Here is a 24837-nt window from a genome sequence, read left to right on the forward strand (position 1 = left end):
GTAGACGTCGACTCCACACGCCGCTCACCTAGAGATATCGATTCCCCTAGGCTCCACAAATCGAGAGTTTGCGACGGTGACCGCCCTCGACGCTTACGGTGACCCCGTCCCGCCGCTTCCCCCGGAACCTCCACCTCCGCCACCGCCCCCTACATAGTCGGTAGGCGGACTCCCTGGAACGCCTCCTACTCCGGGATCGCCCGCACTTCCCTGGTTGCCGCTCGAACCTGTGCCACCGGTGCCGCCGGTGCCGCCCGCCCCGCCGCTTCCCCCGGTGCCGCCGGGCAGGCCGATCAGGCCGGCGTAGCCGCCGGTGCCGCCCAGGCCTCCGCCGCCTCCGGTCCCGCCGGTGCCGCCGGAGCCGAGCACGCTGGAGCCACCGATCCCGCCGTCGCCGCCTTCGCCACCGGTCCCGCCGTCGCCGCCGGTGTTCAGCCCGAACAGGCCCGAGGCGCCCGCGGCGCCCTGGCCGCCTTGACCGCCCTCGCCACCCATACCGCCCGAGTGACCGCCGACGGTACTTGCGCCGCCCTGCCCACCGCTGCCCCCGGCGCCGCCGGCGCCCGGGGCGCCGACGTCGCCTGTCGGTTGGCCGAAGTACGACGCGGTGCCGCCGACGCCACCGGCTCCTCCGGTGCCCCCCGTCCCCCCTTTACCTGCGGTGTGGCTCCCGTCGTCGGCGCCACCTACGCCGCCGGTCCCGCCGGCGCCGCCGGTGCCGCCCGCGCCGCCATCACCCTGGATCCCGCCGCCGACTCCCTGATTGTTGCCGGCCAAACCTCCTTGACCGCCCAAGCCACCCGCGCCGCCGGCGCCACCGTCGCCCCCGATCGGGCCCGCACCGCCGGCCCCGCCCGCACCCCCCTGACCGCCGAGCCCGCCACTGCCGGCGGCGTTGCCGGGGACGGTGGTGAAGCCGCCCTGTCCGCCGGCCGCCCCCCTGCCGCCGTCGCCACCGGTGCCCGCGGTGCCGCCCGAACCGCCGTTGCCGGCCGCGCCGCCGTCACCACCACGGCCGCCGGCCCCGCCGTTGCCGCCATCGCCGGCATTGTTGCTGCCGTCGTCGAACGGGCCATTGCCACCCAGGTTGCCGAAGCCGCCATATCCCCCGTGGCCGCCGCTGCCGTTGATCGCGCCGGGGACAGCGTTTCCGCCTGCGCCGCCGTTTCCGCCTGCGCCGCCCTGCCCGCCGTCGGCGGCCGTGCCTCCGGTAAAGATCATGCCGGCCGTGCCCCCGTAACCGCCCGGCCCACCGGCGCCGCCGGTGCCCGCGGTATGGCCAACGGTGACGGTGTTCCCGCCTGCGCCGCCGTTTCCGCCTGCGCCGCCTGCGCCGCCGGACCCCGCCGTGCCGCCATCACCACCCGGGCCGAAGCTGGTGCCCCACCCGCCGCTGCCGCCGGTGCCGCCCGCACCACCGTCGCGGCCGGCGTGCCCTGCGCCCGTGCCGTCGTCATCGGCCCCGGCGCCACCGGCGCCCCCGGTGCCACCGGTGCCGCCGGTGCCGCCGGTGCCGGCGCGGCCCGCATGGCCCTCGGCTCCCGCGCCTGTCCCAGCCGCACCGCCGCTGCCGGCCGCCCCGCCGGCGCCGCCGGTCCCGCCCGTGCCTCCATCCACACCCAGCAGGACCCCTGAGCCACCCGTCCCTCCCGTGCCACCACCACCGCCGGTGCCACCGAGCCCGCCGGCTCCATTGACGCCGCCAACACCTGCGCTGCCGCCAGTCCCGCCGGTGCCGCCGGCGCCACCGGCGTGACCGGTGCCGCCCATGTTTGTGCCGGGAAGTGCGTTGATCCCGGCATCACCCGCTCCGCCGGCTCCGCCGGCCCCGCCAGTGCCACCTACCCCCGCACTGCCAGCCTGACCCCCCGAGCCGGACAGCGCTCTGCCGCCGGCTCCGCCGGCCCCCGCGTCGCCTCCTACTCCACCGACACCACCCGCCCCGCCGTCGACGCCGTGGCCAACCCCACTGCCACCGGCCCCGCCATGACCACCCGCGCCGCCCATCCCGCCATTTCCACCGGCTCCCCCGGAGCCGGGCAGCATGACGTTGCTGGGACCACCGGCCCCGCCGGTCCCTCCAGGCCCACCGCTGGTACCGGGATCGCCGGTTATTCCCGCGGCGGTCGCTGCGGCACCGGGTGCGCCCGCCCCGCCCGTGCCGCCCGCGCCCCCGGCACCGCCGACGCCACCAAACGCATAATTCGGTCCGCCGACTCCGCCCGTACCGCCAACCCCGGCCGGGATGCCGACGGCGCCGGGTCCGCCCGTCCCACCGGCTCCACCGTTGCCTCCGGCCCCGGTTAGCAGGCCGCCGCCGCCGCCGGCGCCGCCCACGCCACCAGCCCAGCCGGCATGGTCGGCGGCCCCGCCAGCGCCACCGTTTCCACCGCGTCCGAACAGACCGGCTGACCCGCCGTTGCCGCCGGGTCCACCGGGAACGCCCGACCCGCCGTTGCCGCCGTTGCCCCACAGGATCCCGCCCGCGCCGCCCGACTGTCCCGAACCGGCGACCCCATTGGTGCCATCTCCGATCAGGGGTCGCCCCGCGAAGGTGAAAAAGGGTGCGTTGATGATGTCCAGCAGGCTTTGCAAGGGCGCAGCCGCCGCAGCCTCCGCAGTGGCATACGAACCCGTCGCGTCGGCCAAGGCCTGCACGAAGCTCTCATGGAAGGCCGCGACCCGGACGCTGAGCGCCTGATATTCCCGGCCGTAGGTGGAGAACACCGCAGCGACAGCCGCCGACACCTCGTCGGCGCCCGCCGCCAGCATCGCAGTCGTGTCCGCTGCCGCCGCGGCGTCGGCGGCGTTGAGCGCCGCCTGGATGCCGGCCAAATCACTTGTGGCCGAGGATAATAGGGCAGGTATTACGTTCACAAACGACATGTCTGTCCACCCGGAAGGTCGTTGGGCTCACTTGGACGAGACCGTCGCGCAGTGCTGGATCCCGCACGCCTCCAGGCTCCGCGCCTCACTCGGGGAGGGCTTCAGTAGTCGGCTACTCAAGCAGATAAGCCGTGCTACCGGACGCGGTTCCCTAGGGACGCGGCTGCACGTCCACGCTGGGCGGGCGAGGTGAAGGCTCCGGCTTCGACGAGCGCCGCACCACGCTGAAGGCGACCGCGCCACCGGCCAGAACCACGACGGTCGCCGCTCCCGCGATCAGCCACGGCTTCTTGCTGTGGCGCTGGTTGCGGCGCGCCTCCTGCAGCAGCTGCGGCAGATTGGCGGCCACCTCCTGCGCAGCCGCGAGCTCTTGCACGATCGTCTCCTGGGCAGCGGCGAGCTCCCGCGCCAGCCGGCCTTCCCGGTAGCGGCGGCGCACTTCCGACGCGGTCGACTGGGCCGACTGCACCCCGAGACCGACCACGCCGCGGGTGACGTCCACGGGTCCCACCGCCGAGTAGGTCAGGCCCCGGGTCAGCCGCTCACGTGGGGTCAATGAGGCATCCGCCTTCTGGCTCATCTGCCGCCTTTCGATGTATCGCGCAAGTTCTACGCAGTCCTATCAGGTACCGAGGCCCTGGAGCTAGAGGCTGAGTGCCGTTGGCGTGCCGCCGACGGCACCGGCTGCGGGACGGGCCACACGTAGTGGCAGACTGTGACCCCGTGACTAACAGCCCCATTCAGACCGCTACCGCCACGCTGCACACCAACCGCGGAGACATCAAGGTCGCCCTGTTCGGGAACCACGCGCCCAAGACCGTCGCCAACTTCGTCGGCCTGGCGCAGGGCACCAAGGAGTACTCCACCCAGAACGCCTCGGGTGGACCGTCGGGGCCGTTCTATGATGGCGCGGTTTTCCACCGGGTGATCCGGGGCTTCATGATTCAGGGCGGCGACCCGACCGGAACCGGCCGCGGCGGCCCGGGCTACAAGTTCGCCGACGAGTTCCACCCCGAGTTGCAGTTCGACCGGCCGTACCTGCTTGCGATGGCCAACGCCGGCCCGGGCACCAACGGCTCCCAGTTCTTCATAACCGTCGGCCCGACCCCGCACCTCAACCGGCGCCACACCATCTTCGGTGAGGTTGTCGACCCCGACTCGCAACGAGTCGTCGACGCGATCGCCACGACGGCCACCGACGGCAACGACCGCCCCACCGAGCCCGTCGTCATCGAGTCGATCACCATCTCCTGACGCACTAGTAACGCGGACGCTCGCCGGACCGGGAAACGCTACCCCGCGTAACCCGCGTCCGTGAGCGCGTCCAGCACGTCCAGCGGATCGGTACCCAGGTCCCAGCGGGACAGGATGAGCAGCCCGCCGTCGACGGTTTCCAGCTCGAGTAGCCGGATCCTGCGCCCGTGCCGGCGGAACTCCGAGATCCGAATGATCTTGATGACGTCGCGTCGCAATAACTGCGTGCGGAACCAGCCGCGCACCGCCAACCCCTCGGGCGTGATTGCCAGCTTCGGCCGGGCGCGCCACGATGCCGCAGCAAACAACAACAGGCCCACCGCGGCGATCCCCGCGATGACCCGGCCCGGTGGATCTGTGACCAGCGTCACAGCGGCGATAGCCAGTACTGCGCCACCGATGCCACAACCAGCGATTCCCGCCGTCTGAGGCGCCCACTCAGTTTGCTGCATGCGCTACCAGCACCCCCTTACCACGGCAGACGCGGTTATCCACAGACGCTATCAACAGTGGGGATGAATCACACGCGTGTGATTGGGTGGCAGCAAGGTTGCTGGGACGCCATCGGATGGACCGCGAAATGAATGCATTACGTGTGCGTCAACCCCGGTGCCGGCCGCTCAGTGCCAGCGCATCGTGAGCAACAACCCGGTGATCATGAACGCGAAGGCGATCGCGTAGTTCCACGGGCCCAGTTGCGCCATCCAGTGCAGCCACGTCGGCGCCTGCGGACCGTAGGCCGCCAACTGGAAGACCATCAGCCACACCAGGCCGATCAGCATCAGGCCGATGAACAATGCGACGAACCACACGCTCGACGGCCCGACCTTCACTTTCACCGGAGTGCGGCTGACCGCGGTGACAGTGAAGTCGTTCTTCTTGCGGACCTTCGACTTGGGCATGTGTACCTCAGATACCTCAACAAAGAGCGGGACGGGTGCAACGATTACGGTTGCATGCAGGTAGAGCTCGGATATGAGACTAGCCCACAGGAGACACCATGGTTGACCGGCGCCGTTCGCCGTGGCGCTTCGGTGTCCCGTTGGTCTGCCTGCTGGCCGGACTGCTGCTGGCTGCCACGCACGGCGTCTCCGGGGGCGCGGAGATCCGCCGCAGCGACGCGCCGCGCCTGGTCGACCTGGTGCGCGAGACGCGTTCCTCGGTCGATCACCTGGATGCCGAGCGGGAGGCGCTGACCAGGAAGATCGACGCCGCGCACGGCCGGTCCTCGGACGTCGCGCTGAAGGCAATGCTCAAGCGGGCCGCCGAGCTGGCCGGTGATGCCGACATGAACCCGGTGCACGGCCCGGGCCTGGTGGTCGTCCTCAACGACGCCCAGCGCGACGCGAACGGGCGGTTCCCGCGCGACGCCACCCCGGATGATCTGGTCGTACACCAGCAGGACATCGACGGGGTGCTCAACGCGTTGTGGAGCGCCGGCGCCGAGGCGATCCAGATGCAGGACCAGCGGATCATCGCCACCTCGGTCGTCCGGTGCGTCGGCAACACGCTGCTGCTCAACGGCCGCACCTACAGCCCGCCCTACTCGATCACCGCGATCGGCGACGCGACGGCCATGCAGGCCGCGTTGGCCGCCGCTCCCCTGGTGACGCTGTACAAGCAGTACGTGGTGCGCTTCGGCCTGGGCTACCGGGAGGACGTCAAGTCCGACGTGGCGGTCGCCGGGCATGCCGAACCGGTGCGGCTGCACTTCGCGCAGCCCATCGGTCCGATCGGCTACTGACGGCGGCCCTGCGCAGCGGACGGTAACCTGTCACGATGCGGATCCTGGTCGTCGACAACTACGACAGCTTCGTGTTCAACCTGGTGCAGTACCTGGGCCAGCTGGGCGTCGAGGCTGCGGTGTGGCGTAACGACGACACCCGGCTCGCTGACGCCGACGCCGTTGCGAGCGAATTCGACGGCGTCCTGCTCAGCCCCGGTCCCGGCACCCCGGAGCGGGCCGGCGCTTCGATCAGCCTGGTGCGTGCGTGCGCCGCCGCGAACACGCCGCTGCTCGGTGTCTGCCTGGGACACCAGGCCATCGGCGTGGCGTTCGGGGCCACCGTCGACCGCGCCCCGGAGTTGCTGCACGGCAAGACCAGCAGCGTGTTCCACGCCAATGTCGGTGTGCTGCAAGGACTCCCAGACCCTTTTACGGCCACGCGGTACCACTCTCTGACCATCCTGCCCGAGTCCCTGCCCGCCGAGCTGGAGGCCATCGCACACACCCAGAGTGGGGTAATCATGGCGGTGCGGCACACGTCGTTGCCCATTCACGGCGTCCAGTTCCATCCCGAGTCGATCCTCACCGAGGGCGGCCACCGGATGCTGGCCAACTGGCTCAGCTACTGCGGCTGGGCGCGGGACGACACCCTGGTGCGCCGGCTGGAGAACGAAGTGCTCACCGCCATCCGGCCGCACTTCCCCACCGACTCGGGAGCTACTGACCGAACTTCAGCGTGATCACGCCGTCGCGGTTCACGCCGCTGCCCGCTGACGGGCTCTGATAGACCACCTTGTTGTGCAGATTGCCGCCCGCGTCGACGTCGGGTCCCTTGTCCAGCACTCCGGTCCAGCCCAGCGCCCGCAATCGCGGTTCGGCATCGGTCCAGAACATGCCTGAGACGTCGGGCATGATGAACTGGTTGCCCTTGGAGACCTGCAGTTCGATGACGGTGTCGATCGGCAACGTCTCGCCCTTGGCGGGATTGGTGCCGATCACCTCACCTGCCGGCCGGGGGCTGTCCACCTGAGTCTGGGTGATCTTGGTGAAGCCGTAGACGTTGAGGTTCTTCTGCGCGACGTCCACCGTCTGGCCCGTGACGTCGGGGACCTGCTTGGTCTCCGGACCCGAGCCCACGATGATCGTGATGACGTTGGTGATGGCCGAAGTCTGGTTGGCCGGCGGGTTGGTCCCCACGACCTTGCCCTGCAATTCCGGGGTCGACGGCGAGTTCGATTGCTTGAACTTGTTGAATCCCGCCGCGGTGAGCTTCTTGACGGCCTCGGAGTACGTCAGCGAGGACACGTCGGGCACCTCGCGCTGCTCGGGCCCGGTAGAGACATTGATGGTGATCTCGTCGCCGGCGCCCACCGAGGAGTTCGCCGCCGGATCGGTGCCGATGACGTGATCCGGCAGGATCTGCGAGTCGGGCCGCTGCTGCGTGCGCGTCTTGAAGCCCTTGTTCTGCAGCGCCACGATCGCATCGGCCGACGTCTGGCCGCGCACGTCGGGCACCTGGACACTGCGGGTGTTGCCGCCGAACGTATTGATGGCGATGGTCACCACGATCGTCAACACCGCCAGGACGGCGACCACCGCGACCCACCGGCCCACCGAACCGGCGCCGCGGTCACGGTCGGAGTTGTCGAAGTTCTGGCGCGGCAGCGGGTCGGTGCGCGGACCCCCGTGCGGCCCGCCCGAGGATGACATGAATGCCTTGCGTTCTGCGCCGCTGAGCACCTTGGGCGCCTCCGGCGTTTCACCGTTGTGCACCCGGACCAGGTCGGCGCGCATCTCCGCCGCGGTCTGGTATCTGTTCTCCGGGTTCTTGGCGAGCGCTTTGAGCACGACGGCGTCGAGGTCCGCGGAGATTCCTTCGTGGCGCTCCGAGGGCGGAATCGGGTCTTCACGCACGTGCTGGTACGCGACCGATACCGGTGAGTCGCCGGTGAAAGGTGGCTCGCCAGTGAGCATTTCGTACAGAACACAGCCCAGCGAGTAGACGTCGGAGCGGGCGTCGACGGAGTCGCCGCGGGCCTGCTCGGGCGAGAGATACTGCGCGGTCCCGATCACCGCGGCGGTCTGGGTGACGCTGTTGCCGCCGTCGGCGATCGCGCGGGCGATACCGAAGTCCATCACCTTCACCGCGTTGGTGGAGCTGATCATGATGTTCGCGGGTTTCACGTCGCGGTGGATGATGCCGTTCTGATGGCTGAAGTTCAGCGCCTGGCAGGCGTCCGCGATCACCTCGATGGCCCGCTTGGGCGTCATCGGACCCTCGGTGTGCACGATGTCGCGCAACGTGACGCCGTCGACGTACTCCATGACGATGTAGGGCAACGGCCCGGCCGGGGTTTCCGCCTCGCCGGTGTCGTACACCGCGACGATGGCCGGATGGTTCAGCGCCGCGGCATTCTGCGCCTCCCGCCGGAAACGGAGGTAGAAGCTGGGGTCGCGGGCCAGGTCAGCGCGCAGCACCTTGACCGCGACGTCGCGGTGCAACCGCAAGTCACGGGCGAGGTGAACTTCGGACATCCCTCCGAAGCCGAGGATGTCGCCCAGTTCGTAGCGGTCGGACAGATGCCGAGGGGTGGTCATCGAGGTTTCTCATATCGGGCCGGCGAGGCGTGCAGTACAGAATTACCGGTTAATGGACTTTCCGTCCAGTTGAAACCGGAGTTAGGTGCCGGCCCGATCTGCGCGCTGCCGGTGTTGGTGACCGTCGGCGGCGGAGACGGCTGATTGTCCGCCTTGGAATTGATGACGATCAGCACCGCGATGATGATTGCCAGCGCGCCCAGCACACCGGCGGCCCACAGCAGCGCCCGCTGGCCCGAGGAGAACGTGCGACGCGCCGGCGGCCGGTGTCCGCTGGCGGCGCGGCGTGGCGCGGTGGTCCGGGTGGCGGGAGCGGGAGCGATCCGTGCCGGGGTGGCCGACGGGATGGACGCCGGGGCGGCCCGCCCCGGCGGCGGCGACTGGCTCGGTCGCGGCGGACGCCGCCCGGCCCGAACCGCGGCCACGGCGTCGGCGAAGGGCCCACCGCTGCGGTAGCGCTGGCTGGGATTCTTCACCAGCGTGATCTCGATCAGTTCCCGCACGTTGGGCGGCAGATCGGCGGGCAGCGGGGGCGGCGGCTCTTTGATGTGCTTCATCGCCACCGTCAGCGCACCGTCGCCGGTGAACGGGCGCTTGCCCGAAACAACCTCGTAGCCAACGACTCCCAACGCGTACACGTCACTGGCGGGGGTGGCGTCATGACCCAGCGCCTGCTCCGGTGCGATGTACTGCGCGGTGCCCATCACCATGCCGGTCTGGGTCACCGGTGCCGCGTCGACAGCCTTGGCGATGCCGAAGTCGGTGATCTTGACCTGTCCGGTGGGGGTGATCAGGATGTTGCCCGGTTTGACGTCGCGGTGCACCAGCCCGGCGGCGTGCGCGACCTGCAGGGCGCGACCGGTCTGCTCGAGCATGTCCAGTGCGTGCCGCAGCGACAGCCGGCCGGTGCGCTTGAGCACCGAGTTCAACGGTTCACCGTTGACCAGCTCCATCACCAGGTAGGCCGTGCGGCCTTCCCCGTCCATCGCGCTCTCGCCGTAGTCATGCACCTGCGCGATGCCGGGATGATTGAGCATCGCGGTGGTGCGCGCCTCAGCGCGGAAGCGCTCGATGAACTCCGGGTCCTGCGAGAACTCCTGCTTGAGCACCTTGACCGCGACGCGCCGGCCCAGGCGGCTGTCCACCGCCTCCCACACCTGGCCCATGCCACCGGTGGCGATGAGCCGCTGCAGCCGGTACCGGCCGGACAGCGTCACCCCAACGCGGGGACTCATGTTTCGCCTCGCTCCGGTCCGATCGCACAGTGGCGACCCGCGGCACCCGGCTTCGCCGCGCTTGCGATCGCCACGGCACGTTCCGTCGCTGCGATCCTCACTCGCCTATGGCGACTCATGGTCCCCCTTGCAAAGCAGCTTCGATCACTGCCCTCCCGATGGGCGCGGCCAGCGCGCCCCCGGTCGCGGACAGGCGATCGCCACCGTTCTCCACGAGCACCGCCACGGCAATCTTGGGAGCCTGCGCCGGAGCGAAGGCGATGTACCACGCGTGCGGTGGAGTATGCCGCGGGTCGGTGCCATGCTCGGCGGTACCCGTCTTGGATGCGATCTGCACGCCGGGGATGGCCCCTTTCTGCTGTGCGACTTTCTCGGCGCCGACCATCAGCTCTGTTAGCTTAGCGGCGACCTGCGGCGACACCGCGCGCCGCTGCTGGTACGGGGCCGTGGTGCTGATATTGGCCAGATCCGGCCCCTTGAGGCTTTCTACCAGGTACGGCTGCATCATGACGCCACCGTTGGCGATGGTCGCGGCCACCTCCGCATTCTCCAGCGGGGTCAGCGCGACGTCCTTCTGCCCGATGCTGGTCATCCCCAGCGCGGCGGCGTCCGGGATCGCGCCGACGGTGGATTCGGCAACCTGCAGCGGAATCGGATCGGGCGCGTTGTCCAGCCCGAACGCGTGCGCCATGCTGCGCAGCGCGTCGGTTCCGGTGGTGAGCCCGAGCTGCACGAACGCGGTGTTACAGGACTTGGCGAACGCCTCGCTCAACGACACCGTCTCGCCGGGGCCACACGGGGTGCCACCGTAGTTCTCCAACGTCGCCGTGCTGTTGGGCAGCGGGATCCTCGCCGCGGCCGTCAGCTGCTGCGTCTCGGTCGCCCCGGCCTGCAGTGCCGCCGCGGTGGTGATCACCTTGAAAGTGGACCCCGGCGGATAGGTCTCCGAAATCGCCCGGTTGATCAGCGGGTTGTCCGGATTGTCGCGCAGGCTCTGCCAGGTCTGCGCCTGCACGTCGGCGTCGTGCGACGCCAGCAGATTGGGGTCGTACGACGGCGACGACACCAGCGCCAGAATCTTGCCGGTGGACGGTTCCAACGCGACAACGGCGCCCTTGCAGGGCAGGCCCGCGCAGCCCTGCTGCATCGCGTCCCATCCCGCCTGCTGGATGCGCGGGTTGATCGTCGTGTCGACGTTGCCGCCGCGCGGGTCGCGCCCGGTGAAGAAGTCCGCCAGGCGACGCCCGAAGAGCCGCTCGTCGGACCCGTTGAGCAGCGAGTCCTCGGCCCGTTCCAGGCCGGCGCTGGAGTAGCGCAGCGAGTAGAAACCGGTGACCGGCGCGTAGGCCGCCGGATTGGGATACACCCGCAGGAAACGGAACCGGCTGTCGGTGGCAACCGAATACGCCAGCAACTGGCCTCCGGCGATGATCTGGCCGCGCTGGCGCGAATACTCGTCGAGCAGCACGCGCTGGTTACGCGGATCGGCCCGCAACCCGTCAGCCGTGAAGACCTGCGTCATCGTGGCGTTGAGCAGCAGCAGCACGATCAACGCCATCACGGTCATCGAGATTCGGCGCAGCGAGGTGTTCATACGCGCTCGATCACCTCGGTACTGGCCGCCGCGATCGGTGCCTTCTTGCGCGGGCGGGTACGCAGCGGACGGCGGGCGCCGTCGGAGATTCGGGCCAGAATGCCGAGCAGCACATAGTTGGCCAACAGCGACGAGCCGCCGTAGGACATCCACGGCGTGGTCAACCCGGTCAGCGGGATCAGCTTGGTGACGCCGCCGACGACGATGAAGAGCTGAATCGCAAGCGTCGAGGCCAGGCCGGCGGCCAGAAGCTTGCCGAAGCTGTCGCGGGTGGCGATCGCGGTGCGCATGCCGCGAATGATGATGATCGTGTACAGCATCAAAATGCTGGCCAGGCCCACCAGGCCCAGCTCTTCCCCGAACGCGGCGATGATGAAGTCGGTTGAGGCCGCGGGAACGGTGTCGGGCTGGCCGTTGCCGAGTCCGGTGCCGAAGATGCCGCCGGTGGCGAAGCTGAACAGCGCCTGCACCATCTGATAGCCGGTGCCATCGGGGTCGGCGAACGGGTCCAGCCACGTCTGCACGCGAACCCGCACATGGGCGAACAGGTGATACGCCACCAGGCTGCCGCCGGCGAACAGCACCAGGCCGAGCATCACCCAACTGAACCGCTGCGTGGCCAGGTACACCACGACGAGAAAGGACGCGTACAGCAACAGCGACGTGCCGAGGTCCTTCTCGAAGACCATGACGCCGACCGAGATCACCCAGGCGGCCAGCAGCGGGGCCAGATCGCGCGGCCGGGGCAGGGTCAGGCCCAGCACGTGCTTGCCCGCACTGGTGAACAGGTTGCGCTTGGCCACCAGCACCGCGGAGAAGAAGATCAGCAGCAGAATCTTGGAGAACTCAGCGGGCTGAATCGAGAAGCCCGGCAACCGAATCCAGATCTTGGCGCCGTTCTGCTCGGACAGCGACGCCGGCAGCAGCGCAGGTATCACCAGAAAGATCAGACCGGCCAGGCCGCAGATGTAGCCGTAGCGGGCGAGCTGACGGTGGTCCTTCAGGAACGTCACCACCAGCGCGAACGCCGCGACGCCGAGCAGAGTCCAGAGCATCTGCTGATAGGCGCTGGGATGCCCGTGCCGGCTGCCCTGCTTGTCCACCAGGTCGAGGCGGTGGATCATCACCAGCCCGAGTCCGTTGAGCAGCGCCACCACCGGAAGCAGCAGCGGATCGGTGTAGGGCGCGAAGCGCCGGATCGCCAGGTGCGCGATGCCGAACAGGCTGAGGAACCCCAGCCCGTAGGTGGCGAGGTCCCAGTGCAGCCCGCGCTCTTGGTTGGCCTCCACGATGCACAGCGCGGCGATGGTGATCACCGCGGCGAAGCACAACAGCAGCAACTCGGCGTTGCGCCGGGTGGGCAACGGAGGGGTCACCGCTACCGGTGCCGGCAGTTCCGTTGTGGTCATGCCGCGGGTCGGCAATCGGCCTGCTGTGGCGGGTTCTCGCTCGTGGTCGGCGCTGTGCTGTTGGGCGTGGTCGACGACGGCGCAGCAGGCGCGGCCGAGGTGGTGCTGGGGCGGGTCGAGGGTGTGGTGGTGGAAGCGGAACTCGGTGCCGAACTCGGCGCCGAGGAGGGCGTGGTCGATTGGGTCGCGGAGGCCGGCGAGGACGGCGTGTAACTCGATTCGGGTGTCCCGCTGCTGTTGGTGGACGGGGCCGACGGCTCCGGCGCCGAGGTGGCACCCTGGGGACACTTCGGGCGCAGCGATTTGGCGAGCTGCTGCAACTGTTTGCGGGCGCCGTCGAGGGTGTCGGACGGCAACTGCCCGGCCTGCACCGACGCCCGCGCGGGGCCGTTCAGGTAGTCGACCTTCATCAGGTGGCAGTTGCTGCGCTCGGGCGGCTGGCTGGGACTGATGTCGGAGATCTCGTCGTTGGCGCTGAGGCAGCCCAGCGAATAAACCTCATGCAGGGACAGCCCCAGCAGCGAGCCCTGGATGCCCCGCATGATGGCGACGGTGCCGTTGTAGTCGGCGACGTAGTAGTTGTTCCGGATGACCGCGCGGCTGATCAGCAGCCCGGCGATCAACACCAGGGTCAACAACCCGACCACCAGCCCGATCCGCTTGCGTGACCAGCGGCGCTTGGGCGGCGCCTCGACCTGCGGGGCAACCCGTTTGGTGACCTCGCCTTTGCGCGGGCCGATCGCCGAGGCGCGCCCCGCCGCGGTGTTGGGCAGCGTCAACTGGTCGTCGTCACCGTCGCCGGATACGGCGCCGGCCAGGATCGGTTGGGTCTGACCGAACTCGTCGTCGACGACGTCGGCGACCACCACGGTGACGTTGTCCGGGCCGCCACCGCGCAGTGCCAGCTCGATCAGGCGGTACGCACTTTCGGCGACATCGGGAATCTGCAGAGCTTCGGCAATGGTGTCGTTGCTGACGGGGTCGGAAAGGCCGTCGGAGCACAGCAGGTAGCGGTCACCCGCGCGTGCCTCGCGCATGGTGAGGGTGGGTTCGACCTCATGCCCGGTCAACGCCCGCATGATCAGCGAGCGCTGCGGATGGCTGTGCGCCTCCTCCGCGGTGATGCGCCCTTCGTCGACCAGCGTCTGGACGAAGGTGTCGTCTTTGGTGATCTGAGTGAGCTCGCCGTCGCGGAACAGGTAGCCGCGCGAGTCGCCGATGTGTACCAGCCCGAGGCGGTTGCCGGCGAACAGGATGGCGGTGAGCGTGGTGCCCATGCCTTCGAGGTCGGGTTCCATTTCGACCTGTGCGGCGATCGCGGCATTTCCGGCCCGCACCGCCGAGTCGAGCTTGGCCAGCAGGTCGCCGCCCGGCTCGTCGTCGTCGAGGTGGGCCAGGGCGGCGATCACCAGCTGAGAAGCGACCTCACCGGCCGCGTGCCCCCCCATGCCGTCGGCCAGGGCCAGCAAGCGTGCGCCGGCATAGACCGAGTCTTCGTTGTTGGCGCGTACCAGGCCGCGATCGCTGCGGGCGGCATATCGCAGGACCAGGGTCACGGGCGCAACTCTCCCCCGCTAGCGGGTGGTGCCCCCACGACCCCGGCTACCCAGACGGAATCGTCGTCGTAGGCGCGGGTCACGGGCGCAACTCTATTGCGGTCTTGCCGATCCGAACCGGCGTACCTATGGGAACTCGCACAGCAGTTGTCACTTTGGCCCTGTCGAGGTAAGTGCCGTTGGTCGATCCTAGATCTTCCACATACCATTCGGAGCCGCGCTGAGACAGCCTGGCATGCCGAGTCGAGGCGTAATCGTCAGTTAATACCAAGGTTGAGTCGTCCGCGCGGCCGATGAGCACCGGCTGCCCGCTCAACGTGATCCGAGCGCCTTGGAGCGCCCCTTCAGTCACAACCAGATACCGGGCCGTGTCGCGGCGCTGCCGCGACGGCAGCAGGTTGCCGCGCAGCGTCAGCCCGCGACGCACCATGACCGCGCCGGTGGGCGCGTAGATGTCGGTGCGCAGAATCCGCAGCACCGACCAGATGAACAGCCACAACAGCATCAAGAACCCGGCACGCGTCAGTTGCAGTACCAACCCCTGCATCCGGCGGTCCTTTCCGTCCCGGCACTGCCCACCCCGCGCACCTGATGCCGTGCACCTCAGCAAAGTCACCATACTTCGACGGTGACCGACGCGGGGAGATGCGCGGCAGCTTCCGGTCAGTGGGTTCAGTGAATGCGGACGATGATCTCGGAATGACCCAGGCGGATCACATCGCCGTCAGCCAGCTGCCACTCCTGCACGGGGGCGTTGTTGACGGTGGTGCCGTTGGTCGAGTTCAGGTCGGAGAGCAACGCGACCTGACCGTCCCAGCGGATCTCCAGGTGCCGGCGTGACACACCGGTGTCCGGCAGCCGGAACTGGGCGTCCTGGCCGCGGCCGACGATGTTGGAGCCGTCGCGCAGTTGGTAGGTGCGGCCGCTGCCGTCGTCGAGCTGCAGGGTGACCTGTGCCCCGACGGCGCCGTAGCCGCCCTGGCCGTAACCGCCATAGCCGCCCGCCGCGCCGTAATCCTGCGTCGGAGGCTGGCCGTAATCGGGAGCCGACGGCTGACCGTAGTCGCCGTACTCACGGCCGGCCGGTTCGCCGTAGCCTTGCGGCTCGGCGTATCCGCCCTGCGGCGCATACCCGCCGGGCGCCGACGCCTCGGCGTACTGGGTGTAGTCGCCGCTGCCGTAGTCCTGGCGACCGTAACCGCCGCCCTGCTGGTAGCCCTGGTCCTGACCGTAACCGCCACCCTGCTCATAGGACGGCCGCTGCGGCTCGGGGGGCGCCGCCGGCGCGCTGGGTGCGCCGTACCCCTCGTCCTGGCGGGCCGGCTCCCGGCCGTAGTCGCCGTAGCCGCCGCCATAGCCCTGCTGGCCACCCTGGGGCTGGCCGTACCCGCCCTGCTGGTAGCCCTGGTCCTGGCCGTACCCGCCCTGACCGCCGTAACCGCCGGCGGGCGGGCCCTGCGGCGCCGCGGGCGGAGGTGCTTCGTAGGTGGGGGCGTAGTTGCTCTGGCCCTGGTCGCCGTAACCGCGCTGGTCGCCGTAACCGCGCTGCTCGTAGCCGCCCTGGTCGCCATAGCCGCGCTGGTCGCCGTAGCCGCCCTGGGGCTGCCCCGGAGGTCCGCCCTGCGGCTGGCCGTAACCGCCCTGACCCTGGCCGTAGCCACCTTGATCCTGGTAGCCGCCCTGACCGTAACCACCCTGCTGGGGCGGCGGGTAGCCCTGCTGCGGCGGGTAGCCGCCGGGCTCCGGCGGATAGGGGGGCTGGCCACCCTCCTGCGGCCGCTGGTAGCGGTCGTCGTAGTACTCGTCGGGCCGCCCCTGCCCCTGGCCGCCGCGGTAGCCTGGATTGTCAGTCATCGGTCGTACTCCTGGTTCTGCGCCAAACGCATGATGTGATTGTGGCTGGGCGGAATCGGTAGTCGTCGGGCGGGGCTCGACGTCGGGGTTGACAGTCCCGCGGGCGCGGAACTGGCCGGTGTGCAGGTTCGAGGCCTGCTCGAACCGGACGACCACTTCACCATACGTTTGCCACCCCTGTTCCCGGATATAGTCCGCCAAGTACCGAGCAAAAGCGTTCGACGTGAGCTCCGGGTCGCCGCCCAACTTCTCGAAGTCGTGCACACTGAGGGTAATGATGTATTCGTTGGCTGCCAAAAGGCGATTTCCCTGCAGGGACCGGACGCTGTCGGCAGCCTCGCGGCGCAACAGGGCTTCCACCTCTTGCGGCACGATCGATCCCCCGAAGACCCGGGCAAACGCATCACCAACTGTCGATTCGAGTTTGCGCTCGATGCGCTGAACCAGCCCTCGTTGGCTACCCATTTTTGGCGCTCGCCTCACTACTGTGCACGGGGACGTCGACCGAAGGTCGCAGAGCTCGGCCCGGTGACGTATTAACCGTCAATCGTATCGGGCCAGCGTGAGGCGGCGGCACCGTCAGAATCCTGAGAATCACATCGATACTGTTCAGAGACCTTGGTGGGCGTCAAGCGCGGTGGCCCCCGACCGCACGGTTGGGGTCTGCGGCCTCTACAGTGATATGGTCCTCCGGTTGTTTCGGGCGAGTGGCGGAATGGCAGACGCGCTGGCTTCAGGTGCCAGTGTCCTTCGGGACGTGGGGGTTCAAGTCCCCCTTCGCCCACAGAGAGGAGTTCTACGAACTCCAGGCACAAAGGTCACGAACCAGAAATGGTTCGTGACCTTTGTGTTTGGAGGGCTAGATGTACCCTGCGGTGCCGGTTGTGCCGTAGCGGGACTTTGACGCGTGAATCCCCAGCGAGATCGTTGCTCGGTCCGGCAAGGCCCATCCGTTGCATCGCAACCCTAGGCCTTCGACACAGGTTCGGAACCCTGAATCGCCCTGGTTCTGCCGGAGACTCGGGCTATTGGATTCCGATCAGTGGTTGGTCGGTCCGTTGTGCATCGTAGAACGCGGCTTCGAACTCGACCGGTGGAATGTCGTTGAGGTAGCCGTGGAGGCGGCTGGTGTTGTGCCAGTAGACCCAGCCCAGGGTGGCCAGCTCGACGTCCTCGACGGTCCTCCACGGCGCGCTGCGGGCGGGCCCGTAGATCAGCTCGGCCTTGTAGTAGCCGTTCACCGTCTCCGCCAGAGCGTTATCGAAGCTGTCCCCGATCGACCCGATCGAGGGGACCGCACCAATCTCGGCGAGCCGCTCGCCGTAGCGGATGGACGTGAACTGCGATCCTGCATCGGAGTGACATGTCAAGCCCGCCAACAGGTTTCCGCGTGACCAACGCGCCATCTCCAGCGCATCGAGCACCATCGTGGTGCGCATGTGCGTGGCGACTCGCCAGCCGACGATTATCCTGCTGAAGGCATCGATGATAAAGCAGACGTAGGCCACCCCAGCCCAGGTCGGCACGAACGTCAGATCCGTCACCCAGAGCTGATTCGGCGCGGTCGCAGTGAACTTCCGCCCTACCAGATCGGGGTGTCGCGCCGCGGCGGGATCCGGCGTGGTGGTGCGTACGCGTTTGCCGCGCCGCGCCCCTGCGATGCCGGCGGTACGCATCAGCCGTGCGACCTGATCCCGGCCGACGTCGTGGCCGGCCCGACGTGCCGTTTTCCACAGCTTGCGGGCCCCGTATACCCGGTAGTTGTCCTCCCAGAGTCCTACCAGGACCGGCCCAAGCTCTGCGTCGCGTTGGGCGCGCGCTGACGGGGCACGGGTCTTGGTGTCGTAGTAAGTGCTCGGGGCCATCGACACCCCTGCAGATCGCAGGACGGTGCAGATGGGCTCGACCCCGAACTCCTCGCGGTGGGCGTCGATGAAGTCCACTATTTCTTGTGTTGGCGGTCGAGCTCCGCCCCGAAGAAACTCGCCGCTCGCTTCAGAATTTCGTTGGCGCGCTTGAGTTCTCGGTTCTCTTGTTCCAGCTCCTTGATCCGGGCAGACTCCGCGCTGGACACCCCGGGAGCGTACTCGTCGTCGATGTCGGCTTGGCGCACCCAGGAACGCACCGACTCCACGCCGTACCCCAACTGGCGAGCCACCCGCGACACCGTGCCCTGCTCGGTGCCCAACTCGGCGCGCAGGGCTCGGACCATCCGCACCGCAGCGGCCTTTTCCTCCGGGCTATAGCGACGCGCCGTGGGCTTCCCAGACGACTGTTCCTTCGGCATACCTGCATCCTCGTTTCCAAGGTCAGGAGCCTCCGGGATTTCCAGGGCGATTCACCCAGGGATCCTGGCCGAGTTAAGCCCGTCGCCATGCGATGATCCGCGGAAAGATGGCCGTTGGCGCCCGCAAGTTGTTTCAAATCTGCGCGCGGGGTGGCCAGCCATATACGTAGGCAGGGGATCGTTCGGGGGCGGGGCGCCTCGAACCGAGAGAACGGGACGTGATTGAAGACGACTGACCTCGCCAAAGTGCGCAATACGCTGTGGGCCGCGGCTGACGAGTTGCGAGCGAACTCCAAGTTGACGCCGGTCCAGTATCGCAATCCGGTACTCGGCTTGGTGTTCCTCGCCTACGCGGAAAACCGTTTCGAGGCCGTCCGCGGTGAGGTTGAGTCGAAGGCGTCCGCTCGCAACCCCGCGACGCCCGCTGACTACAAGGCCAAGTCTGTGCTGTACGTGCCGGAGGAATCGCGACTGTCGTACCTCAACGACCTACCGGAGGGGGACGACATTGGCAAGGCAGTCGATGAGGCGATCAAGGCGATTGAAGCCGCCAATCCCGAACTCAAGGACATTCTGCCGCGTGGCTACCAGAAGCTCGAACGGTCTACTCTGATCGAGCTGCTGCGCTTGTTCGCGCCGCTACCCACACAGCTCGAAGGTGACGCCTTCGGCTTCATCTACGAAGACTTCCTGTCGAATTTCGCCGCGCAAGAAGGTAAGGGCGGTGGCGAGTACTTCACGCCCTATTCAATCGTCCGGCTGATCGTGGAGATTCTCGAACCGTTCGCAGGCCGCGTCTTTGACCCCGCTTGCGGATCAGGTGGCATGTTCGTCCAATGCGCGAAATTCGTTGAGCGTCATAATGACTCGGCGAACCGCAAGCTCTCTATCTTCGGTGCGGAGAAGACCGACGACACTGTGCCGCTGGCTAAGATGAACCTCGCGCTGCACGGGCTCTCCGGTGACATTCGGCAAGCCAACAGCTACTACGAAGACCCCCACCAGGCGGTCGGCGTCTTCGACTACGTAATGGCCAACCCGCCCTTCAACGTCGACAAAGTCAAGAAAGAACAGCTCGCTGGTGACAAGCGCTTCCCCTTCGGAATTCCCAAGCCCGACAACGCCAACTACCTCTGGATTCAGCAGTTCTATGCGGCGCTCGGGCCGAAGGGTCGCGCCGGATTCGTCATGGCCAACTCAGCGGGCGACGCGGGGCATTCGGAAAAGGAAATCCGTAGGCAGATCGTCGAATCTGGTGCGATAGACGTGATGGTCGCGATCAGTTCCAACTTCTTCTACACGGTTACTCTCCCCGTAACCCTCTGGTTCTTGGACAAGGCCAAGGCGGGGACGCAGCGCGAGGACGCTGTGCTCTTCCTTGATGCCCGGCATACCTACCGGCAAATCGACCGCGCCCACCGCGATTTCACGGAGGAGCAGATCGAATTCCTCGCAAATGTCGTGCGTCTTTACCGTGGCGAAGCCGTCGAGACCGTCGCGGGTAGTGAAGTGCTACTCAAGGAGCACTTCCCCGACGGCAAATATGTAGACGTCGCCGGACTCTGCAAGGTGGCGACGCGTTCCGAGATCGAAGACCAGGGCTGGAGCCTGAATCCCGGCCGCTACGCCGGCTCCAAGGTTGTGGCTGAGAACGATGAGGACTTCACAGCGAAACTCGAAGAGCTATTTGAAGAATTCACCCGATTAAGCGATGAAGCAGACGGTCTGCGCGCCAAGGTTGATGCCGCCGTGCAAGGGATACTCGACGCATGAATGTCGGTGACCTTGTGGATGCGGGTTTTGCTGAGATCAAGACTGGGCCCTTCGGGACCCAACTGCGAGCTTCCGACTACGTGAGCGTAGGCCGACCGGTTCTAAATGTTCGCAACGTGGGGTTCGGCGATGTCCGACCCAGGGATCTGGAGTATGTCGGTGAGGAGACCGCCCAACGCCTGTCGACCCACCTGCTGAAGGTGAACGACATAGTTTTTGGCCGGAAGGGTGCAGTTGAGCGCCACGCCTTCATTCGCGATGAATTCGATGGGGCGATGCAAGGCAGCGACTGCATTCGACTACGAGTCTCGGATTGTTCACCGATGCCAGCACGCTTTATCACCTTCGTCCTTCGAACCAAGCAGCACCAGTCTTGGATGCATTCGTTTTGCTCGCACGGCGCAACGATGGCGTCACTAAACCAAGACATTGTTCGACAGATTCCTTTGCCTGAGATTGACGCGAGTTACCAAGAATTCGCTGTCGCAGTGCTTCAAAATATTGACGACCTGATCGAGAACAACCGGCGGCGGGCCGAGGTGCTGGAGGAGATGGCGCGGGCCATCTACCGAGAGTGGTTTGTGAAGTTTCGTTACCCCGGCCACGAAGACGTCCCGCTCGTCGACTCCACCCTCGGCCCGATACCTGAAGGGTGGACGGTAGGCACAATCCAGTCAGTGGCGTCCGGCGATCGATACTCCACGACGAGTGGACCTTTCGGTTCAAAGCTGGGGCGGAAGGACTACCAGGCCGACGGGGTTCCGGTGATTCGCGGAGCGAACCTTCGGGTCGGCGGTGGCTTTGATGAGACCGACTTCGTGTTTGTGTCGGAAGTCAAAGCCGCCGAGCTTCGGTCGGCCATGGCAGTGCAAGGCGACATACTGGTCACTCAGCGCGGGACTTTGGGTCAAGTAGGCCGTATTCCACGAGGTGCCCGATTCGATCGTTACGTCCTCTCCCAAAGCCAAATGAAGCTGACAGTCGACGAAGAGCGCGCAGCTCCATACTTTATTTATGCACAACTGTGTTCGGAGCGGGCGATACAGCGGTTTATCGCGCAAGCAATGACTGCTGGAGTTCCCCATGTGAATTTGAGACTGCTGCGCGAGTTCAGCATCATCCTTCCGCCGCGCCGGCTCCAGTACCTGTACTCCGATTCGGCTCTGCCGTTGGCTAATCTGGCCGTGAGTCTGGAACGCGAGAACCAGCGCCTCGCTGTGATACGCGACCTTCTGCTGCCCAAGCTTGTCAGCGGAAGGATCGACGTCTCCGCACTCGACCTCGATGCACTGGTGGGGGATCGAGTGGCGTGATGATGGCAAGGGGTCCAGAGTACGACTACGTCGAGAAGCCCAGCATGGACTTACTGGCCGAGCTCGGCTGGACCCCGGTCGATGCCTTCCACGAAACCCTTGGCGCCGAGGGCACGCTCGGACGTGATTCGCAGCACGACGTGATTCTGACCCATCGCCTGAGCTTAGCGATGCGGAAGCTCAATGCCGAAGGCGTGCCCGACCTCGTGATCAACGAGGCGATCGAGGCGCTGACCAAAGACCGTTCGGTGATGGACCGGGTCCGTGCCAACTCTGAAGTCTATGACCTGCTGCGCGACGGCTACCAGGCAGAGTGGATAGATGACAATGGAGACAAGCAGATTGGGATACTGCGGTACCTCGATCTGCGGGACTCTACAAACAACGACCGGCTGGCCGTTCAGCAAATGTGGGTGAAGGGCCCCTTGCACAGCCGTCGCCTCGACGTTGCCCTGTTCGTCAACGGCGTACCGCTAGCAGTGCTGGAGTTCAAAGAGCCGAATGCGCCGGTCAAGTCGGCCTACGACGACAACGTCACCGACTACCGCGATACCATCCCGCAGCTCTTCATACCAAACTGTCTTGTCCTGCTGTCCAACGGAAGCGAGGCGAAAGTCGGGTCGACATATGCCCCGTGGGAGTACTTCTCGGACTGGAAGGTTATCGACGCCTTCGGGGCACGTAGCGAGATCGCATTGCAGACAGCTCTACGAGGCACCTGCGATCCTGCGAACCTGCTCGACCTGTTCGAGAACTTCGTCGCCTACATGGAACGCCCTGGCGGATTAATCAAGATCGTCGCGCGCTCGCACCAGTACCTCGGCGTCAACGCTGCGATCGAGAATCTTCATCGGGCGCGCGCAGTGCACGACAAACGCCTCGGCGTCTTCTGGCATACCCAGGGATCGGGCAAGAGTCTGTCGATGCTGTGGTTCACCCAGAAGGTGCTCCGCCACGTCCGCGGCAAGTGGACATTTGTAATGGTTACTGACAGAACCGAACTCGATACACAACTCCACGGAGAGTTCACCGATGCCGGCGCAATCCCGGCCGAAGCACGAGTCCACGCAGACTCCATCGCGCACCTGCGTGAACTGCTGGCAGCCGACCACCGCTACGTCTTCACGCTCATCCAAAAGTTTCAACCGTCCAAGAGCGAACGTGAGATGCCGGTGCTGTCCGATCGGTCCGACATCATCGTCATCACCGATGAGGCACACCGCAGTCAGTACGACACCCTTGCGCTCAACATGCGGACCGCGCTCCCGAACGCCTCGATGATGGGCTTTACCGGAACCCCGCTGATTGCTGGCGAAGAGCAGGCGACACGTCAGCAGTTTGGTGAATACGTCAGCATCTACAATTTCGGCGACGCCGTCGATGATGGCGCCACGGTCCCGCTCTACTACGAAAACCGCATCCCAGAGCTACAACTGACGAACGTCGAGTTCGCAGACGAACTCGACGCCCTCCTGGAGGAAGCCGAGCTCGATGAAGACGCGGAGGGTGCGCTGGCACGCAAATTCGGCACCCAGTACACCCTGCTGACCCGTCCCGAACGCCTGAAAACCCTCGCTAAAGACCTCGTCTCACACTTCGTTGGACGTGGATTCTCCGGCAAGGCAATGTACGTCGGCCTCGATAAAGCCGCAGCGGTAAGGATGCACGACCTCGTCCAGGAAGCATGGGCCGAACACCTCGCGGACCTGCGACGCCAGCACGACGCGCTGCCAGAGCTCGAGCGTCCGTGGCTGGCATCGCGGATTGAGCTGATCGAAACCACCGACATGGCAGTCGTGGTCTCGCAAAGCCAGAACGAGCTGAAGATGCTCGATGACCTCGGCCTCGACATCCGACCCCACCGCGAGCGGATGAACCGCGAAGACCTTGCCGAGAAATTCAAAGACCCAAACGACCCATTACGGCTCGTATTCGTATGCGCCATGTGGATGACCGGCTTTGACGCCCCCAGCGTGTCGACCGTCTACCTCGACAGGCCGATGAAAAACCACACCCTCATGCAGACCATCGCTCGCGCCAACCGCGTCTTCCCGGAGAAGGACAACGGTCTCATTGTCGATTACGTCGGAGTCTTCCGGAACCTGGAGAAGGCTCTCGCCATCTACGGTGCCGCCGAGGAGGGGGAATCGCCTATTGAGATCATCGATGCCCTCGCGGGTGAACTCGACGCCGCCGTCGCAGATCTGATCGCCTTCTGCGCGGGCGTCGGCGTCGATCTGATCGCAATGCGCGATGCTGAGGGCTTCGACCACGTTGCCAAACGGGACGCCGCGGTCGAAGCGGTGTTGGTTGACGAACAGACCCGCAACGACTTCACGACTAAGGCTCGACAGGTCCGTCGTCTATTCAAGGCACTGCTCCCAAACCCGAAAGCGGCTGTACAGCAACGCAACGTCGCTGCGATCCGGGTGTTGGCCGAGCGCATCCACGAAGTCACGAAGCCGCCGACACCTGACATTGGAGTTGTCGCCGACGCTGTAGACGCCCTGCTGGATCGATCGGTGGGGGCCGAGGAGTACGTCATCCGCGCTGCTGCCGAGGGCAGTGAACCGGACCCACTGATCGACATATCGCAGATCGATTTTGATGGACTCGCAGCGAGACTGGCCGGCCGCAAGCGCGCAGAGACGGACAGGATGGCGCAGCTCCTTCGGCAGCAAGCCATCGGCGCGGCGTTGCGGAACCCGACGCGCTACGAGCTGGTCGAGCGTATCGAGCAGCTGATTGCTGACTACAACGCGGGCAGCGTCAATATCGATGAGTATCTGCGTCGTCTCATCGAGCTTTCGAGGACTCTCACGTCTGAAGAGGAACGAGCGGTTCGCGAAGGCATGACCGAGGAAGAACTTGCGATCTTCGACCTCCTCACTCAACCTGATCCCGTGCTCACCGCCGAGGAGCGGGAGAGAGTTCAGGCGAGCGCGAAGACACTGCTCCAGCATCTGCATGACAAGCTCGTCCAGGACTGGCGACGCAAGGTCGACGTGATGAACGACGTCAACAGCACCATCCGCCACATACTTGACGAGGGATTACCCGAGGCGCCCTACACAGTCGATGTCTTCCGCGAGAAGGTTCAGCTCGTATACGACCATGTTCTGAGTGCGTACGGAGATGACGGTGAGAGTGTGTACACCAGATGCGTAGACGTCGGCTTCCCACCTCAGACAACGGGGCAGGTGCCTTTGGGTCCAATTGATGTAGACAAGATCGCCGATGATGTCGTGGCGCGCATACATACAGATCCCGCCTTCGCCGAGCATGTCGCGCGACAGCTGCTGGACCGGCCGGATGCGGCCGTCTGACGAGTTACTAGTTCACGACGACCTGG

General features: G+C 66.5%; 18 protein-coding genes, 1 tRNA gene and 1 other annotated feature. Of the genes, 7 read left to right on the forward strand and 12 right to left on the reverse strand.

Annotated elements, in window-relative coordinates:
• Positions 1–93: 93 nt before the first annotated feature.
• Together QXH22_RS12080 and cwsA are read right to left on the reverse strand one after the other, a co-directional pair.
• Positions 94–2886, reverse strand: a complete 2793-nt coding sequence (locus tag QXH22_RS12080; protein ID WP_371934186.1) for a PE family protein — start codon at positions 2884–2886, stop codon at positions 94–96.
• Between the two features lie 151 nt (positions 2887–3037).
• Positions 3038–3466 carry a cell wall synthesis protein CwsA gene (cwsA, locus tag QXH22_RS12085; RefSeq protein WP_306275673.1) on the reverse strand — a complete coding sequence of 143 codons (429 nt, stop codon included), beginning with the start codon at positions 3464–3466 and terminating at the stop codon, positions 3038–3040.
• A 125-nt stretch (positions 3467–3591) separates the two neighbouring features.
• Here cwsA and QXH22_RS12090 point away from each other — a divergent pair, with 125 nt between their 5' ends.
• Positions 3592–4140 carry a peptidylprolyl isomerase gene (locus tag QXH22_RS12090; RefSeq protein WP_306244037.1) on the forward strand — a complete coding sequence of 183 codons (549 nt, stop codon included), beginning with the start codon at positions 3592–3594 and terminating at the stop codon, positions 4138–4140.
• Positions 4141–4178: 38 nt separating this feature from the next.
• Here QXH22_RS12090 and QXH22_RS12095 read toward each other — a convergent pair whose 3' ends face one another.
• Both QXH22_RS12095 and crgA read right to left on the reverse strand, forming a co-directional pair.
• Positions 4179–4592, reverse strand: a complete 414-nt coding sequence (locus QXH22_RS12095; RefSeq protein WP_306244035.1) for a PH domain-containing protein — start codon at positions 4590–4592, stop codon at positions 4179–4181.
• A 168-nt stretch (positions 4593–4760) separates the two neighbouring features.
• Entirely contained in the window at positions 4761–5042 is a 282-nt protein-coding gene (gene crgA, locus QXH22_RS12100) for a cell division protein CrgA (RefSeq protein ID WP_306244033.1), read from the reverse strand.
• Between the two features lie 98 nt (positions 5043–5140).
• On the opposite strand from crgA, the gene QXH22_RS12105 reads away from it, so the two are divergent.
• Positions 5141–5884 carry a DUF881 domain-containing protein gene (locus QXH22_RS12105; protein WP_306275674.1) on the forward strand — a complete coding sequence of 248 codons (744 nt, stop codon included), beginning with the start codon at positions 5141–5143 and terminating at the stop codon, positions 5882–5884.
• A 35-nt stretch (positions 5885–5919) separates the two neighbouring features.
• Complete coding sequence (locus QXH22_RS12110; protein WP_306275675.1) at positions 5920–6606, forward strand: aminodeoxychorismate/anthranilate synthase component II; 687 nt, start codon at positions 5920–5922, stop codon at positions 6604–6606.
• Here the strand turns inward: QXH22_RS12110 and pknB are convergent.
• The 7 genes from pknB to QXH22_RS12145 form a co-directional block, all read right to left on the reverse strand.
• Positions 6584–8464, reverse strand: coding sequence for a Stk1 family PASTA domain-containing Ser/Thr kinase (gene pknB / locus QXH22_RS12115; RefSeq protein ID WP_306275676.1), 1881 nt, complete (start codon positions 8462–8464; stop codon positions 6584–6586). The two genes, QXH22_RS12110 and pknB, sit on opposite strands and share 23 nt — an antisense overlap.
• A complete protein-coding gene (locus QXH22_RS12120; protein WP_371934187.1) occupies positions 8461–9699 on the reverse strand; it encodes a serine/threonine-protein kinase in 1239 nt (412 codons plus the stop codon). The genes pknB and QXH22_RS12120 overlap by 4 nt, the downstream gene beginning before the upstream one ends.
• A gap of 115 nt (positions 9700–9814) precedes the next feature.
• A complete protein-coding gene (gene pbpA, locus QXH22_RS12125; protein WP_306244025.1) occupies positions 9815–11293 on the reverse strand; it encodes a D,D-transpeptidase PbpA in 1479 nt (492 codons plus the stop codon).
• The gene (locus QXH22_RS12130) at positions 11290–12702 is read right to left on the reverse strand and encodes an FtsW/RodA/SpoVE family cell cycle protein (protein ID WP_306244023.1); all 1413 of its coding nucleotides are present in this window, start codon (positions 12700–12702) and stop codon (positions 11290–11292) included. Before QXH22_RS12130 ends, pbpA begins: the two co-directional genes overlap by 4 nt.
• Positions 12699–14258, reverse strand: coding sequence for a PP2C family serine/threonine-protein phosphatase (locus QXH22_RS12135; protein WP_306244021.1), 1560 nt, complete (start codon positions 14256–14258; stop codon positions 12699–12701). Before QXH22_RS12135 ends, QXH22_RS12130 begins: the two co-directional genes overlap by 4 nt.
• A gap of 79 nt (positions 14259–14337) precedes the next feature.
• A complete protein-coding gene (locus QXH22_RS12140; RefSeq protein WP_055578126.1) occupies positions 14338–14805 on the reverse strand; it encodes an FHA domain-containing protein in 468 nt (155 codons plus the stop codon).
• Positions 14806–14930: 125 nt separating this feature from the next.
• The gene (locus tag QXH22_RS12145) at positions 14931–16577 is read right to left on the reverse strand and encodes a DUF3662 and FHA domain-containing protein (RefSeq protein ID WP_306275677.1); all 1647 of its coding nucleotides are present in this window, start codon (positions 16575–16577) and stop codon (positions 14931–14933) included.
• A gap of 236 nt (positions 16578–16813) precedes the next feature.
• On the opposite strand from QXH22_RS12145, the gene QXH22_RS12150 reads away from it, so the two are divergent.
• Positions 16814–16896 (forward strand) — tRNA-Leu (locus QXH22_RS12150).
• A gap of 241 nt (positions 16897–17137) precedes the next feature.
• Here the strand turns inward: QXH22_RS12150 and QXH22_RS12155 are convergent.
• Positions 17138–18399 (reverse strand): IS3 family transposase gene (locus tag QXH22_RS12155; RefSeq protein ID WP_142283916.1). Its coding sequence is split into 2 segments (ribosomal slippage): positions 17138–18096 and positions 18096–18399, totalling 1263 coding nucleotides; the frame shifts between segments, so codons are not numbered across the junction.
• Positions 17969–18100 (reverse strand) — a sequence feature (AL1L pseudoknot). Its footprint overlaps the gene before it by 132 nt.
• A 222-nt stretch (positions 18400–18621) precedes the next feature.
• Here QXH22_RS12155 and QXH22_RS12160 point away from each other — a divergent pair.
• From QXH22_RS12160 to QXH22_RS12170, 3 genes are read left to right on the forward strand one after another with little or no spacing between them, the layout of a single operon-like run.
• Positions 18622–20172 (forward strand): class I SAM-dependent DNA methyltransferase, encoded by a 1551-nt coding sequence (locus QXH22_RS12160; protein ID WP_306275678.1) that lies wholly within the window; start codon positions 18622–18624, stop codon positions 20170–20172.
• Positions 20169–21485 carry a restriction endonuclease subunit S gene (locus QXH22_RS12165; RefSeq protein ID WP_306275679.1) on the forward strand — a complete coding sequence of 439 codons (1317 nt, stop codon included), beginning with the start codon at positions 20169–20171 and terminating at the stop codon, positions 21483–21485. The genes QXH22_RS12160 and QXH22_RS12165 overlap by 4 nt, the downstream gene beginning before the upstream one ends.
• A 44-nt stretch (positions 21486–21529) precedes the next feature.
• Complete coding sequence (locus QXH22_RS12170; protein WP_371934188.1) at positions 21530–24811, forward strand: type I restriction endonuclease subunit R; 3282 nt, start codon at positions 21530–21532, stop codon at positions 24809–24811.
• The last annotated feature ends 26 nt before the right edge of the window (positions 24812–24837 follow it).

Origin of the sequence: Mycobacterium sp. TY814, assembly GCF_030755175.1 — a bacterium.
GTDB lineage: Bacteria > Actinomycetota > Actinomycetes > Mycobacteriales > Mycobacteriaceae > Mycobacterium.